At 65.8% G+C, this 15,375-nt stretch carries 11 protein-coding genes; 8 read left to right on the top strand and 3 right to left on the bottom strand.

The window, feature by feature from the left end:
* Positions 1-30: 30 nt before the first annotated feature.
* A complete protein-coding gene (locus JOF55_RS22130; protein ID WP_310277790.1) occupies positions 31-2,865 on the bottom strand; it encodes a sensor domain-containing protein in 2,835 nt (944 codons plus the stop codon).
* Between the two features lie 551 nt (positions 2,866-3,416).
* On the opposite strand from JOF55_RS22130, the gene JOF55_RS22135 reads away from it, so the two are divergent.
* The 5 genes from JOF55_RS22135 (at position 3,417) to JOF55_RS22155 (ending at position 9,638) form a co-directional block, all read left to right on the top strand.
* Positions 3,417-4,607: a beta-ketoacyl synthase N-terminal-like domain-containing protein gene (locus JOF55_RS22135; RefSeq protein ID WP_374727583.1), complete on the top strand. Its 1,191-nt coding sequence runs from the start codon at positions 3,417-3,419 to the stop codon at positions 4,605-4,607.
* Positions 4,608-4,736: 129 nt separating this feature from the next.
* A complete protein-coding gene (locus tag JOF55_RS22140) occupies positions 4,737-5,240 on the top strand; it encodes a 2Fe-2S iron-sulfur cluster-binding protein (RefSeq protein ID WP_310277796.1) in 504 nt (167 codons plus the stop codon).
* Positions 5,237-6,214 (top strand): FAD binding domain-containing protein, encoded by a 978-nt coding sequence (locus tag JOF55_RS22145; RefSeq protein WP_310277799.1) that lies wholly within the window; start codon positions 5,237-5,239, stop codon positions 6,212-6,214. The genes JOF55_RS22140 and JOF55_RS22145 overlap by 4 nt, the downstream gene beginning before the upstream one ends.
* Before the next feature lie 55 nt (positions 6,215-6,269).
* Entirely contained in the window at positions 6,270-8,405 is a 2,136-nt protein-coding gene (locus tag JOF55_RS22150) for a xanthine dehydrogenase family protein molybdopterin-binding subunit (protein ID WP_310277801.1), read from the top strand.
* A gap of 216 nt (positions 8,406-8,621) precedes the next feature.
* A complete protein-coding gene (locus JOF55_RS22155) occupies positions 8,622-9,638 on the top strand; it encodes a class I fructose-bisphosphate aldolase (RefSeq protein ID WP_374727584.1) in 1,017 nt (338 codons plus the stop codon).
* A 162-nt stretch (positions 9,639-9,800) separates the two neighbouring features.
* On the opposite strand, the gene JOF55_RS22160 is transcribed toward JOF55_RS22155, so the two are convergent.
* A complete protein-coding gene (locus tag JOF55_RS22160) occupies positions 9,801-10,295 on the bottom strand; it encodes a bifunctional nuclease family protein (protein WP_310278508.1) in 495 nt (164 codons plus the stop codon).
* 256 nt (positions 10,296-10,551) lie between these two features.
* Entirely contained in the window at positions 10,552-11,352 is an 801-nt protein-coding gene (locus JOF55_RS22165) for an IclR family transcriptional regulator (protein ID WP_310277808.1), read from the bottom strand.
* Between the two features lie 346 nt (positions 11,353-11,698).
* Between JOF55_RS22165 and JOF55_RS22170 the strand changes: the two genes are divergently transcribed.
* The 3 genes from JOF55_RS22170 (at position 11,699) to JOF55_RS22180 (ending at position 15,370) form a co-directional block, all read left to right on the top strand.
* Positions 11,699-13,078 (top strand): MFS transporter, encoded by a 1,380-nt coding sequence (locus JOF55_RS22170; protein ID WP_310277810.1) that lies wholly within the window; start codon positions 11,699-11,701, stop codon positions 13,076-13,078.
* Between the two features lie 182 nt (positions 13,079-13,260).
* Complete coding sequence (locus JOF55_RS22175) at positions 13,261-14,379, top strand: 5-methyltetrahydropteroyltriglutamate--homocysteine S-methyltransferase (RefSeq protein ID WP_310277813.1); 1,119 nt, start codon at positions 13,261-13,263, stop codon at positions 14,377-14,379.
* Positions 14,380-14,533: 154 nt separating this feature from the next.
* Positions 14,534-15,370 carry an SAM-dependent methyltransferase gene (locus tag JOF55_RS22180; RefSeq protein WP_310277816.1) on the top strand — a complete coding sequence of 279 codons (837 nt, stop codon included), beginning with the start codon at positions 14,534-14,536 and terminating at the stop codon, positions 15,368-15,370.
* Positions 15,371-15,375: the final 5 nt, after the last annotated feature.

Here is a 15,375-nt window from a genome sequence, read left to right on the forward strand (position 1 = left end):
GTTCGTGCCTCTTTGGTGAAGCATATTCGCTTATTCCGATTCGATCCGGTTGGGCCGGCCGCCTTCGGCGTGTTCGTCGGAGGCGGCCGGGGCCGGGAGCTTGCCCGAGCGGACTGCCTCGGAAAGGTCATCGATGGGGGCCGGTTTGCCGAAGTAGAATCCCTGTGCCTGATTGCAGCCGAGATCTCGGAGGAGTTCGAGCTGCCGAGCGGTCTCGGCTCCTTCCGCCACGACCGTGAGACCAACGGCCTGTGCCATGGCGATGATGCTGGTGACGATGACCTCGGTGTCTTTGGAATCACCGAGCCTGGCGACGAACGACCGGTCGATCTTGAGGGAGTCCAGTGGCAGGCTGTGCAGTTGCGCCAGTGACGAGTATCCGGTTCCGAAATCGTCGATGGCCAGCAACACGCCGAGCTCACGCAACGCGCGCAGTACCCGCGTTGCTGCCGCCGAGTCCTGCATGAGGGCACTTTCGGTGACCTCCAGGCACAAACGGTGTGCGGGCAGGCCGGTTTCGGCCAGTGCCTCTCGGACGGTGGACAGCAGGCGCGGATCATCGAGCTGGTGTGCGGACAGATTCACGTTGAGCTGTAGGGCAAGCTTGTTCCGGTCGCGCTGGGCAGCCAGTTCGCGGGTCGCTGTCCGCAGCATGTGCGCACCGATGTGGCTGATCAGCCCGCTTTCCTCGGCTAGGGGAATGAATTCGCCGGGTGAGACCGTCCCGTGCACCGGGTGGTTCCACCGCAGCAGGCCCTCCACACCCACCATGCGGTTGGTGCGCAGGTCGACGAGGGGCTGGTAGGCGACCCGGAGTTGGTTCTCCTGCACGGCGCTGCGCAGGTCCTGCTCCAGCTGCATGTGTCGCTGCATGCGTTCGCGGAGTGCGACGTCGAAGAACACATAACGTCCCCGGCCCAGCGCTTTGGCCCGGTACATGGCCACATCGGCATCCCGCAGGACATCCTCGGCACCTCTGGCGTCCTCCGGCGGCACCAGCACGATCCCGATGCTGGTGTCGAGATGGATCTGCCTACCTTGCACGGTGACCGGATTTGCCAGGGAATCGCGCAAGCGTTCGGTGAGGGAGCGGACCTCCTCATGGCTGATTTCACCGTGGGCGATGACCACGAATTCGTCGCCGCCGAGGCGGCTGACGAGATCCTCGTGCCGTGCTGCCTTCTGCAGCCGTTCCCCGGCGATCCGCAGCACCGCGTCGCCGACGCCGTGGCCCAGAGAATCGTTGATGACCTTGAAATTATCGAGATCGATGAACAGCACCGTCATCGGTTGTGTCCGATGTGAGCAGCGCAGCGCAGCGCTGAGCTGCTGCAGAATCAGGGTGCGGTTCGCCAGCCCGGTCAGTGGATCGTGCGTGGCTTCCTGCTTCAACTGTTCGCGGATGGCCCGGCTCTCGGTGATGTCGGTGAAGGAGATGACGACCGAATGCGGCTGCTGGTCGTCGGACATGAGTGGGCGCGAGGTGAGTGCGAGCCACACGCTCTGTCCATCCGCTCGCTGCAGGCGCACCACCCGCGAGTTCTGCGGCTCTCCGGTGCGTTGTGTCTGCATCGCGGGTGAGGCCTCCGGCGGGATGCCGGCCCCGTCCTCGTCGAACAACGGCCAGGACACGGGTGAGGACCCGACGATTTCGGACTCCTCGGCACCGGAGATGCGCTGAGCTGCGGGGTTGGCCGACTCGATGAGCCCTGTTGCACCCACCACGATGACGCCCTCGTCGAGGGTGGCGACCACGGTGGCGAAATGCCGCTCGGCCCGCCGTCGTGCGGTCTCGTCCGCACACACCAGCACGAAGCCGTCCTCCATCTCCGCGGCGGAGACACGGATGGCGAGCACGGCACCATCCGCGCGCCGGTGTACGGCCTGCGCGATGCCGCCGCCTGTCAGCAGCGATTCGGGGTCGAGGGAGGCACCGACCAGGTCACCGACGTGCCGCCCGAGTGCCTGGTCCGCGGGGACACCGTAAACAGCCTCCGCAGCCGGGTTCCAACTGGTCACCACTCCGCCACGGGTCGTGGCGATGATCGCGTCGCTGACATGCTGAACGAGTGCCGCTTGGTAGTGCAGCGTCGCCTCGGCCTCTTTCTGAGCCGTCAGGTCGCGCATGATGACCTGAAACGCAGGGCGACCTTCCCAAGTAGTGCGCACCGAGATCGCTTCGACGAGAACTGTGTCGCCGTCGAAGCGCAGGAGCTCGGTCTCCGTCGGGGTCGAGGTGGCTCCCGGGGTCGTCAGCGATGAGATCCGCTCCCGCAGTTGCGGAATCGAGCGCTCGTCCAGGAAGTCGGCAATCGGGGAGTCGATGATCTGCGTATCGGATTCGGCGGCCACGATACGGACAGTGGCCGGGTTCACATACTTGAGCATTCCGTCCTGGTGCACGCAGATCGCATCCGGACTCAGTTCCACGAGCAACCGGTAACGGTCGGCGAGGTCGGCCAGTGCCTGCCGATTCCCGTGCGCTGTGGTCACGTCGGTCGCGATCCCCGCAAGGCCACCGGTCCGAATGTCTCCGAACCTTCGAGCGCGGAAGCGGATCAAGCGCATTCCCCGGTCGGGTGTCTCGAGCTGCTGTTCGAGTTCGAGGTCCTGCCATGCCGTGGTCGTCCGCGCACCCGTCGTCAATGGTTCCACGAGCTCCAGTAATCGGGCACGGATGTCACCTTCGGCAGCGCCGGACATGCTCAGGAGCGCATCCATACCGGACATCCAGGTGATCTCATCATCGGCGAAGCTGAACGACCACATGACAGCGTCGTTCACGGACAGCGCCAAGTCCACGAGCTCGCGACCGAGCCCCGAACCGACCGGGATCCCGTCGGTGTTGTGAGCGTCAGCCCCCATGATCCGTCCGATCCGCAAATAGACTGCATGCCGCCCATGGCATCACAGTTCAGTCTTCTGTGAATTGAAAGGAGCGGGCTTCGGGCCGGGAGCTAGCTGTCCGGATCGAGCATAGCGCACCTCTCTTCTCCGTCGGCATTCCCGAGGATGCCCCTCTGCGCAGGTCATCAACCGTTCCCCTGCAAGTGTTCGTGAAATGCACGGTGGCAACTCACGATCTTGGCTCGTCCACCGAACCCCCGGAGTACTCCTGCGGGGAGTTGTTGACGCTATGTGCGCAGTCCGTCGCCAAAAAGTCTGGCTCTTGAGTGACTTTCATGTACCTCCGTGATAAACCTGAGAGTGCGAGCACATTTGGTGGCGGAATCGAGAAAGTTATCTTCACCCTTGCGGGTGTCGATGCGCAAAAGTACGTGTCTGGTTATGACTCTCCGTAGTTCGATCTCACGTAGGACTACTTTCTCTCGATTTTTCAGCGAGGACACGGGGGCTGCTGACACGTCGACGCGATCGAGGGGGCAAGGACCCGCCCGGTGGCCGGGCGCAGATGCATGATCGGAGCAGGAAGAGAGGGCGAGCGATTGGTCTCGCAGCAGTTCGGAATTTGTGGCATAGGCACAGTCACCGGCTACGGCTGGGGCCGCGAGGTGTTCTGGGATGGTTTGACCTCGGCCAAGCTGGCCGCCGCACCGGTCGGCGGGCATGGACCGAACCGGGACCGCACGGCGTGGGTGGCCACCGTGCCGGACGGCGGCGACGAGGCGGACGGCCCGAGCCGCTTCGCGAGGGCCATGCGAGCGGCCGCGCGAGAGGCGATCACCGACGCAGGAAATCGTGGTTGGCAACCCGGCAGGCGGGTCGGACTGCTGCATGCGGTCGTGCTCGGCGAGGTCGACCTGTGGCGGGACTTCTACCTGACCCACGACGGGCGGCTGCCGGTGCGCGACTACCTCGCTCTCATGCCGTCGACGCCGATGTCGACCTTGATGAAGGAGTTCGATTTCCACGGACCGGCGATGAACGTGTCGTCGATGTGCGCGTCGGGCAACGCGGGACTGCTCACCGCAAAAGCCTGGCTCGACGGCGGAATCGTGGATGACGTGGTTTTCGTGGCCACTGATCTGTCCGCGACACCCGAGAACGTGCTGCACTTCGACAAGCTCGGCGTCGCCGTGACCGACACCGATCCACTGGATGCCTGCAGGCCGTTCCAGGAAGGCAGCCGGGGCTTCGGCATGGGGGAGGCGTCGGTCGGGATGGTGCTGTCCAAGCGCTCATCGACCCCGTATGCGTCGGTGCTCGGTGGTGCGATGTCACACGACGCCTACCACGTCACCTCGATCGATCCGAACCTGACCGAGGTGACCGGTTGCTTCCGCGAAGCGCTGGACAACGCCGGAGTGCAGGCTTCGGATGTCCGGTACTTCAATGCCCACGGCCCGGGAACCCGGCAGTGCGATCGCGCCGAGGCCGCGGTCGCCGATCAGCTGTTCCCTCCGCATTCGGAAATCTACTCGATCAAGCCGCTCGTCGGTCACTGCCAGGGCGCGGCATCGGCCGTGGAGGTCGCAGCCGCCGCGCTCGGTTACGACCGCGGGGTCATCCCGGCACCGCCGACGGTGGCTGCGGGCCATCCTCGACTGCTCAATGGCTGCACGTCCGCCACCGATGGAATCACGGTGAAGTCCTCACTGGGCATGGGCGGCCACAATTCCGCGGTTGTGCTCGCACCATCGGAGTGATCAGCCGCCCGCTGCCGGAGCACGTTGTGGTGATCAACTGCTTCGGGCATGATCGAGTGGTGAACACCCGGTAGGCGACTGCGGCAGGACCCTGTCGCGGGCATACACCACCGGCGGAAGAGGAGGCCCATGGAGGCGGAGATCGCCCTGACCGTGGATGGCACGCAGCAGTCGTTGGCGGTGGATACGCGGACGACGGTGCTCGATGCGCTGCGCGATCACCTCGGCGTGACGTCACCGAAGAAAGGCTGCGACCACGGTCAGTGTGGTGCCTGCACGGTCCTGGTCAACGGTCGCCGTGTGACGACCTGCCTGAGTTTGGCGGTGGCCAACGACGGTGCCGAAATCACCACCGCCGAGGGGATGGCCGAGGGACGACAACTGCACGCGATGCAGCGGTCCTTCCTCGACCACGACGGATTCCAGTGCGGGTACTGCACGCCCGGGCAGATTTGCTCGGCGGTGGGCATGCTCGCCGAAGCCAAGGCAGGCTGGCCGAGCGCGGCCACCGATGACCTCACTGCCGAGGTGGAACTCGACGATACCGAAATCCGGGAGCGCATGAGCGGCAACCTGTGCCGGTGCGGAGCCTATGCGAACATCGTCGCCGCGATTCGGGAGAACGTCCGGTGATTCCCTTCGACTACCAGCGGGCCACCGACGCCGACGCTGCGGTCGAGCTGGTCGACGGCAATCCCGGCGCGGCGTTCCTGGGTGGCGGAACCAACCTCGTCGACCATCTGAAGCTCGGTGTGGCCGAACCGGAGATGCTGGTCGATGTCAGTCGGTTGCCCTACGACACGGTCGAGCCACTGCCCGGTGGCGGCGTGCGAATCGGTAGTGCCGTGCCGAACAGTGATCTGGCTGCGCATCCGGTGATCCGGGAGAAGTATCCGGTGCTGTCGCAGGCACTGCTGGCCGGCGCGTCCGGACAGTTGCGCAACCTTGCCACCACCGGCGGGAACCTGCTGCAGCGCACCCGATGCGTGTATTTCCAGGACGTGAGCACACCCTGCAACAAACGTGATCCGGGTTCGGGGTGTTCGGCCCGCGAGGGATACACCCGTCACCACGCGATCCTGGGCGCCTCGGAGTCGTGTGTGGCCACGCATCCTTCCGATATGGCCGTGGCCTTGGCGATGCTGGATGCGGTGGTGCAGGTGCAGGGGCCGGACGGGCCTCGTGAAGTCCCGGTGACCGAGTTGCATCGCCTGCCGGGTGACGAGCCGCAACGCGATACCGTGCTCGGGCCTGCGGACCTGATTACCGCAGTGGATCTGCCCGAGCAGGCAATGGCCGCTCGATCGACCTATCGCAAGGTTCGCGACCGGGCTTCCTATGCATTCGCTCTGGTGTCGGTGGCCGGGGCTCTCGATGTCGTCGACGGCACGATCCGGCAGGCGCGGATCGCCTTCGGCGGACTCGCGCACAAGCCCTGGCGTGCCACCCGTGCCGAGGAAGCCCTGCGCGGCGGTCCGGCCACGGAGGAGATGTTCCGCGCCGCCGCCGATGCCGAACTTGCCGAGGCCAGCCCCCTGCAGGACAACGCGTTCAAGGTGCCGATGAGCCGCAACACGCTGGTCTCGGTGCTTCGTGACCTGATGTAGTCCATCATTCGGTGTGTTCTCCTCCACGGAAGCGACGAACAAGGAGAAGGTCCTGATGCGCCTGTCCCAACGGAACTTCCCGGCACCCGAAAGTGGCACCGCAGCTGTGGGGGTGAGCGCCCGAAGCGTGGTGGAAGCGGAACCGGATGAGGCGGTCCCGGAGGTGATCGGTGCGTCGCTGGAGCGCCTCGATGGCCCCGCGAAGGTGACCGGTACCGCGCGGTATGCCTACGAGCATCCGGTCGAGGCGCCGGCTTACCTGCATCCGGTGCAGGCCACGATCGCGCGCGGACGAGTTGCCTCCGTCGACACCGGTGCGGCGGAGGCGGTGCCGGGTGTGCTCGCGGTACTCACGCACACCAACGCCCCCCGTTTGGCCAGTACCGAGGATGCCGAGCTGGCGGTGTTGCAGTCCGATGCCGTCGCTTTCCGAGGCCAGTTCGTGGCGGCCGTCGTGGCGGAAACGACGGAAAGCGCACGCCAAGCGGCGGATCTGGTCCGGGTCGACTATGCCGAGCAGCCCCACGAGGTCGAACTCGACGCAGCGGGCGGCACGCTCAACACCCGCACCGACAACGGTGATGTCGACGCGGCCATGGCGTCATCGGCGGTGACACTCGATCGGACGTATACGACGCCGATGCAGCACAACAATCCGATGGAGCCGCACACGACCATCGCCCACTGGAGCGGGAGCGAACTGACCCTGCACGAATCCACTCAGGGGGTGTACTCGGTCCGCAGTGTCGTGGCTCCCGTGTTCGGGCTCGAGCCCGAACAGGTGCGAGTGCTCGCTCCGCACGTCGGAGGCGGATTCGGTTCGAAGGGACTGCCGCACGCCCCGCTCGTGCTCGCTGCGTTGGCTGCCCAGCGCAGCGGTGGTAGGCCGGTGAAGTACGCGGTGACCCGCAGGCAGATGTTCGCGCTGACCGGTCACCGCACTCCCACCAGCCAGCGGGTCCGACTGGCCGCCGATGCCGAGGGGCGGCTGACGGCGGTCGGCCACGATGCGCTGGAGCACACCTCGCGGATCAAGGAGTTCTCGGAGGGCAGTTCCACCGCGTCGGGCATCATGTACGCGGCGCCGAATCGCCGCGTCACCCAGCGGTTGGTGCCGTTGGACGTGCCGGTGCCGTCGTGGATGCGCGCTCCGGGGCACTGCCCGGGGATGCATGCCCTGGAAACGGCCATGGACGAGATGGCTCAGGCCTGTGGGCTGGACCCCGTCGAATTCCGCATCCGCAACGAACCCGAGATCGATCCCATTTCCGGATTGCCGTTTTCCAGCCGCAATCTGGTCGAGTGCCTGCGGGAAGGGGCAGACCGCTTCGGCTGGCAGCAGCGCGATCCCACCGCCGGTGTTCGGCGGGAAAACGGTTGGCTGATCGGTACCGGTGTGGCCGCCTCGACATATCCGACCCACGTTTTTCCGGGTTCGAGGGCGCGAATTCGGTATGCGGACGGTCGATACGCGGTGCTCATCGGGGCGGCCGACATCGGTACCGGCGCGTGGACCGCGCTGGCTCAGATTGCCGCCGAGGCGCTGGAAGTCCCGTTCGACATGATCGATCCGCATCTCGGCAGCACCGAGTTCCCCGAGGCCACCGTGGCCGGGGGATCGACGGGGATCACCTCCTGGGGTTCTGCGATCGTGCAGGCCGCGACGGTATTCCGTGACAAGTACGGCAAGCAGCCCCCCGAGGGAGCCGAAGCCGAGGGGGCAACGCAGCCGAACCCGGACACCGAGCGCTTCTCCATGCATGCTTTCGGCGCACAGTTCGCCGAGGTGCGGGTGCACGCCGATACCGGCGAGATCCGCGTGCCCAGAATGCTCGGTGTATTCGCCGCCGGGCGGATCGTCAACGCACGCACGGCTCGTTCGCAGTTCCTCGGCGGGATGACCATGGGACTGTCCATGGCGCTGCACGAACACAGCGTGCTGGATTCCCGCTTCGGGCATGTGGTCAACCACGACTTCGCGGGCTACCACGTCGCCTCGCACGCCGATGTGGATTCGATCGAGGCGACCTGGATCGATGAACACGATCCGCACGTCAACCCGATGGGTACCAAGGGGATCGGCGAGATCGGCATCGTCGGGGCTTCCGCGGCGATCGGCAACGCCGCTTACCACGCCACCGGCATCCGTGTGCGTGATCTACCGCTCACCCCCGACAAATTCCTTCGTTGAGCTTCTTTCGCCGAGGTCGGCGTGTCGAGCATCGATGATCGGTTCCGGCTGTCCGAGGCCGAGTTCGTATCCTGGCTCCCGACATTCGGGCACCGCCATCGGCGGATAGCCTGGAAGCAGCGTGAATTGGCCGTGCCCGGAGGGCAGGCATCCGGCTTCGCCCGACCATGGTGGGCCGGTGCTGGCGAGGCCACTCCACTCGACGAAGGGAGCACCGTGTTCAGCGACGATATGCGGCTGATCGCACAACAGATGGTCGCCCGGGGCAAAGGCATCCTCGCGGCGGACGAGAGCACCGGGACGATGGACAAGCGCCTGCATGCGGAGGGTCTCGAGTCCACCGAAGAGGTGCGGCGGCAGTACCGTGAGCTGATCGTGTCCACGCCGAAGCTCGATAGTTCGATCAGCGGTGTGATCCTGTTCGACGAGACGATCCGCCAGTCCTCATCGGAGGGGGCTCCGCTGCGCCGGATCGTGGCGGACAACGGGGTCCTCCCCGGAATCAAGGTGGACAAGGGAGCCAAGCCGCTTGCCGGGAGCAGCGGTGAGAAGGTCACGGAGGGGCTGGACGGTCTTCGCGACCGCCTCGCCGAGTATGTTGACCTCGGTATGACGTTCACCAAGTGGCGGGCGGTGCTCGACATTGGCGAGGGGCGCCCGAGCGCGCACGCCATCCATGCCAATGCGCACGCGCTGGGACGGTATGCGGCCTTGTCGCAGGAAGCCGGTCTGGTGCCGATCGTCGAACCCGAAGTTTTGATGGATGGTGATCACTCGCTGCAGGCCGCGGAGGAAGCGACCACACGGACCCTGCGGGTGATCTTCGACGAGCTGGCCAAGCAGAACGTCGAATTGGAGGCCATGGTCCTCAAACCGAATATGGTGGTGGCGGGCAAGGACCACGAGCACCAGCCGAGCTCCGCGGAAGTCGCCGAGGCCACTGTGCGCACGCTGCGGCGTACAGTACCCGCTGCGGTACCGGGTATCGCGTTCCTCTCGGGCGGCCAGAGCGATGAAATGGCCACGAGGAACCTGAATGCGATCAACCAGCTCGGCCCGCTGCCCTGGCAAGTCACCTTCTCGTTCGGCCGGGGACTTCTTGCGCCCACGCTGCACGAGTGGGCTGGCAAGCCCGAGAATGTCACTCGGGCGCAGGAGACGCTGGCCCATCGGGGGAGGCTGAACGCAGCTGCCCGCGACGGTCGCTACGATGCGGCGCTGGAACACGCCTGACCGGCGTCAACGGTCGCGTGCCCGAATCCGGTCGGTGACTGCTTGCGGCCGCTGGGGTGGTGGCTTCACCACCCCAGCGGCCGCAGGTCGGCCGATGAGGTGCGATCACTGTCGGTGAGAAACTCGCCGTGCTCGCGCTGTGCCGTTCGCCGGCTCGGGCGGTCATGGGGGATTGTCGCCGAAGTCTTCCGGAGAGATCTGGTCCAGGAACGTCCGGAACTGGGCGATTTGGTCTTCCGACTGCTGAGGGCTTGCCGCGGTCTCATCGGTGATGTCGCCTGCGGGGATACCGTGCTCGGCCAGGAGAGTGTCGTCGGCGACGAGCGGAGTCTCGGTGCGCACCGCGAGGGCAACCGCATCGCTGGGGCGGGCCGACACGATCGTGTTGTCGGGGAACACCAGTTCAGCGTAGAAGGTCTCCTCCCGCAGTTCCGTGATCCGAACTTGCTCCACGTGCGTACCCAGAGCCCGGATGACATCGCCGAGCAGGTCGTGGGTCAGTGGTCGGGGTGGGCGTTGCTGGGTGCGGGCCAGGGTGATGGCCATCGCCTCGGCCTCGCCGATGCCCAGTGCCAAGCACCGTTGGCCCGTGGTTTCTCGTAACAGCAAGAGGGGGGTGTGCTCCGGCTCCGTGAGCCCCACCGTCTGGATGTGCATTGGCAACCACACCGCGCTGCACCTCCTCGATCAACTGCCCATCCCCGTGCCTGCCGATCGACATGGGGCGGACGTTCCGCCCGGCCGTGCCGAACACCGGATGGCCTCCCGCACGAGTCTTCCCATACCACCATAAGACTCCTCGATATTCACGAGGGCAGTACGTGCGGACAGTGCGCTGTGTCACAACGGATCCGCGCGTGGTGATCGAAGTGTCGCGCGGCAGCGGACCAGCCTGTCCTCGGGTGATGTTGACTCAGGACGGGATTCGGTGGCTGATGATGGGAGTGGGCGCGGGAGTGTGCAGAGCACGAGTGATCGCTCGTGCCGCGGATTGCACGACGGGTCTCAGCATGGCCGATTGTGCGCCTTCGGCGCGGACCACGAGGGAGACCGCGGCGACCACGGAACCGTCCTGACCCAGCACCGGCGCAGCCACCGAGAGGGCATCGACGGTGACCTGGCCATCGCTGACGGCGAAGCCGCTTTGCCGAATGCTGGCGAGTTTCTCCCGCAACGCGGCCGGGTCGGTGATGGTTTTGGGGGAATAGCGGTCCAGTGGCGCATCGAGCAGTTCCTGCTGGACCTCGACGGGTGCGTGAGCGAGAAGCACCAGCCCGACTCCGGTGGCGTGCAGGGCGAACCGGCCGCCGACACGCGTCCACACGGGTACGGCACGGCGGCCCGCGATGCGTTCGACGAAGACGACCTCGGTGCCTTCCCGGACGGCGAGTTGGACGTTCTCCCTGGTGAACTCGTAGAGGTCCTCGAGGAACGGCATGGCCGCCTCACGCAATCCCAGCCCACGCGGTGCGAGGGAACCGACTTCCCACAGCCGTAGCCCGATGCGATAGCGCCCGCCGGGGGCGTGCTCCAGCGCGCCCCATTCGAGCAATTCGGCCACCCGACGGTGTGCGGTGGGCAGCGATACCCCGGAACGCCGTGCCAGCTCACTGAGTGTCATTTCCGGTGTGTCGGGGGTGAAGGCCTCGAGTAGCGCAAGTACCTTGGCGGTCACCGACCGGCTCGCACCCGGTGTTCGGTCGACGGATGTCATTGCTGCCTCATTTTCGCGCCGGCGTGCGCGCTGTTCACACGTCATCGGGTCCGCTGGACAGTAGCCCTCGCAGGTAAACGCCGCCAACCTCTGGAGAGTACTGCCGAGTTTCGATACCGGCGTGCCACCCTGCTCGAGTACCTCCTCGGCAATCACAGCGACGAATGCGGGATCTTGCCGACAAACCCTTTCAGGAGTTGAAAACGGGGGTGGTGTTGCGGACACAACGACAGAACACTGCGGCAACTCGTGAGCAAGGACACCGCAGCCGACCAACAGAAGGGCCGCATCCCATGAGCACTTTCGTGCAAGCTGCATCCGTCGTGGCCGGGCCGGGTGAGTGCAGATGAAGCATCCACTGAGCGTCGCCCTCGATGAGGGGCCGATGAAGCGGTTCCAGTGGTCCGCGGTCGCGATCTGCATTCTGCTCAACATGCTCGACGGGTTCGACGTGCTCGTCATGGCCTTCACCGCCAACGCGGTGTCGCAGGAGTTCGCCCTCAGTGGAGCGCTGCTCGGGGTGCTGCTGTCGGCAGGCCTGTTCGGCATGGCAGGCGGGTCGTTGTTCATCGCGCCCTGGGCCGACAGATTCGGCCGCAGACCCGTGATCATGGCCTGCCTCGTGGTCGCGAGCCTCGGTATGCTGCTGTCCGCAGCCAGTCAGTCTCCGACTCAACTCGCGCTGCTGAGGGTGATCACAGGACTCGGCATCGGCGGGATCCTGGCCTGCAGTAATGTCATCGCCAGCGAGTACGCCTCCAAACGTTGGCGTGCCCTGGCCGTGAGCCTCAACTCCACCGGCTACGCCTTGGGGGCCACCCTCGGTGGCACGATCGCGGTCGTCCTGCTGGGCTCCTTCGGCTGGCGCTCGGTGTTCCTCTTCGGCGGAATCGCCACTGCGGCCGCTCTCGTGCTGGTGTTCTTCTGGTTGCCGGAATCCCTGGATTTCCTGGTGACCAGGCAGCCGTCGCGCGCACTGCAGCGGATCAACGCGCTGGCTCGCCGGCTCGGGCAGGCTCCCCTCGACCGCCTTCCGGAACGTTCCAGCTCGGCTCCATCAGGCACCGGAGCCAACGTGCGTGCACTGTTCACACCACGCCTGCGACGTCCCACGTTGCTGTTGTGGGTGGCTTTCTTCTGCGTGATGTTCGGTTTCTACTTCGTCACGAGCTGGACGCCGAAGCTGTTGATCGAAGCCGGTCTCTCACAGACCCAGGGCGTCACCGGCGGGATGCTGCTGAACCTGGGCGGAATCTTCGGTGCGGCAGCGGTGGGTGCGCTCGCGGCGCGATTCCTGTTGCGCAACGTGATGATCAGCTATCTGGTCGCCACCGCCGTGCTGCTCGCCGTGTTCATCGCTTCGACCTCGTCGCTGGCTCTGGCCTTCGTTCTCGGTGCGCTGATCGGTCTGCTCGTCAACGGCTGTGTCGCAGGGCTCTACGCCGTAGCCCCGAGCCTCTACGACGCCTCGGTACGTACGACCGGGGTCGGATTCGCGATCGGGATCGGCCGTGCCGGGGCGATCCTGTCACCGACCATCGCCGGAGTACTGCTCGATGCCAACTGGCTGCCGAAGCATCTTTACATCGCCGTCGGCGTGGTGTTCCTGGCAACAGCGGCCGTGCTGCTGTTGCTGCGCCCCGACAATGGGGACAGCACCACCTCGCGGGAATCGGTCACGCCGGCGGAGGAGCCCGCAGCCGGCGAACCGCGAATCTCCGGCTAGCCGTATGCGGTCGTGCACAAACTATTTCATTCACTGAAAACAGGGATCGACTGTAAGCGGGCCATCCGGCGAAAGTTCCCTCCGCATGTCCACACCTTCAACGGGTGAAGGTGTCGGAACCACAACCGAAAATCCAGGAAATCAGCACCGCGTCGTCTTTTTGAGTCTGCGAGGTTCCACGCATGTCCAGTCCCCGCACCACGCCGCCCTTCCGCGCCGACCATGTGGGAAGCCTGCTCCGGCCGCCTTACTTGCTGGAAGCCCGGAAGCAGTACGACGCCGGGCAGATCAGTGCGGAAGAACTGCACTCCGTCGAGGACAAGGCCATCCGCGAGACGGTGCAGCGGCAAGCCGACATCGGACTGCGCAGCGCCACCGACGGTGAATTCCGCCGCAGTTCCTGGCACATGGACTTCATCTACCAGCTCGGTGGCATCACGCAGTCCGACGAGCACATGCACGTGGAGTTCCGCAACTCCGACGGCACACTGGACTTCTCACCCGCCGCGATGCGAGTCAACGACAAGATTACCCTGGACAGGACGATCTTTGCCGACGACTTCCGCTTCCTGCAGGAGAACACCGACGCGACGGCGAAGCTCACCATCCCCTCGCCGAGCATGGTGCACTACCGCGGCGGCAGGGCGCAGCTCGACTCCGACGTGTACCCGGACGAGGAGCAGTTCTGGGCCGACCTCACCGCGGCGTACTCCGAGCAGATCCGCCGCATCGGTGAGCAGGGATGCCGCTACCTGCAGCTCGACGACACCAGCCTCGCCTACCTCAACGACCCGAGGCAGCGTGAGCTCATCGCCAACCGTGGTGACGATGCCGAGCACCAGCACGAGCACTACATCCGCCAGCTCAACAAGGCGCTGGCCGGTCGGCCCGAGGGCCTGCACATCACCACCCACATGTGCCGGGGCAACTTCCAGTCCTCCTGGGTGGCCGAAGGCAGTTACGAGTTCGTGGCCGAGGTTCTGTTCAACGAACTGGCGGTGGACGGTTTCTTCATGGAGTTCGATGATGCGCGCTCCGGTGGTTTCGAACCCCTGCGGTTCGTACCGCCGGACAAGCAGGTCGTGCTCGGCCTGGTCACCACCAAGAACGGTGAACTGGAGAGCAAGGACGACCTCAAGCGGCGCATCGACGAGGCAAGCAAGTACGTCGACCTCGACCAGCTCTGCCTGTCGCCGCAGTGCGGATTCTCCTCCACCGTGGAGGGCAACGCGCTGACGCAGGAACAACAGTGGGCGAAGTTGGAGCTCATCGTCGAGACCGCCGAGGAGGTCTGGGGCTGACCAAGCCGGACGCTCCGTGTGGGGCGAGGCAGGTGTCCTCGCCCCGCACGGGGGACGTCGCCGACGGTGCCGGAGTCGACCGCCAAGCCGCGAACGTCGCTATGCTGTCCGTTGACCGAGGTGTCACTGTTGCCGCTGGGCCGATGGAGTGCGCATGGTTGCCGAGGACCGCCAGCCGGTACCCGACGAGCCGGACGTCGATCTCACCCGCCCGAATGCGGCGCGGATGTATGACTACTACCTGGGCGGAGATGCCCACTTTGCCGCCGACCGCGAGGCTGCCGACCGGGCACTGGCCCGGTTCCCGCACGCTGCGGGCTCGGCACGAGCCAATCGGGCGTTCCTGGACCGTGCAGTGCGCGCATGTCTGCAGAAGGGCATCCGCCAGTTCCTCGATCTGGGCTCCGGCGTGCCGACGGTGGGCAACGTGCACGAGATCGCCCACCACCACGATCCCGAGGCCCGGGTGGCCTATGTGGATAATGAGCCGGTTGCCGTGGCCCACGGGGATCGGCTCATGGCCGAGAATCCGCTGGTGACGGTTACCCTTGCCGACCTGCGGAATCCGCGCGAGGTGCTGGCCGCCCCAGGAGTGGCCGGATTGCTGGATTTTCGGCAGCCGGTCGCGGTGCTCATGGTGGCGGTGCTGCACTTCGTCTCCGACGAGGCCGATCCCACCGGGATCGTGGCCACCTACCGCGAGGCCTTGCCCGCAGGCAGCGCCTTGGTGCTTTCGCACATCAGCGACGACCAGCCCACCGAGGAGCTGGCTGCCCCACATCGCGCCGTCGCCGAGGTCTACCGCACCAGCTCCACCCCGGCCCACCTGCGTGATTACCCGGCCATTGCGGCCCTGTTCACCGGCTTCGAGGTTCTCGCTCCGGGAGTGGTCGATGCCCGGCACTGGCGCCCCGACGAGCCCCGAGCCTTGGAGCAGGACCCCTGCGGCTTCTACGCCGGAGTCGGGTGGCTGCCTCGGCCGTCGGCGTGATGCGG

The organism is Haloactinomyces albus (assembly GCF_031458135.1).
In the GTDB taxonomy this organism is placed as follows: domain Bacteria; phylum Actinomycetota; class Actinomycetes; order Mycobacteriales; family Pseudonocardiaceae; genus Haloactinomyces; species Haloactinomyces albus.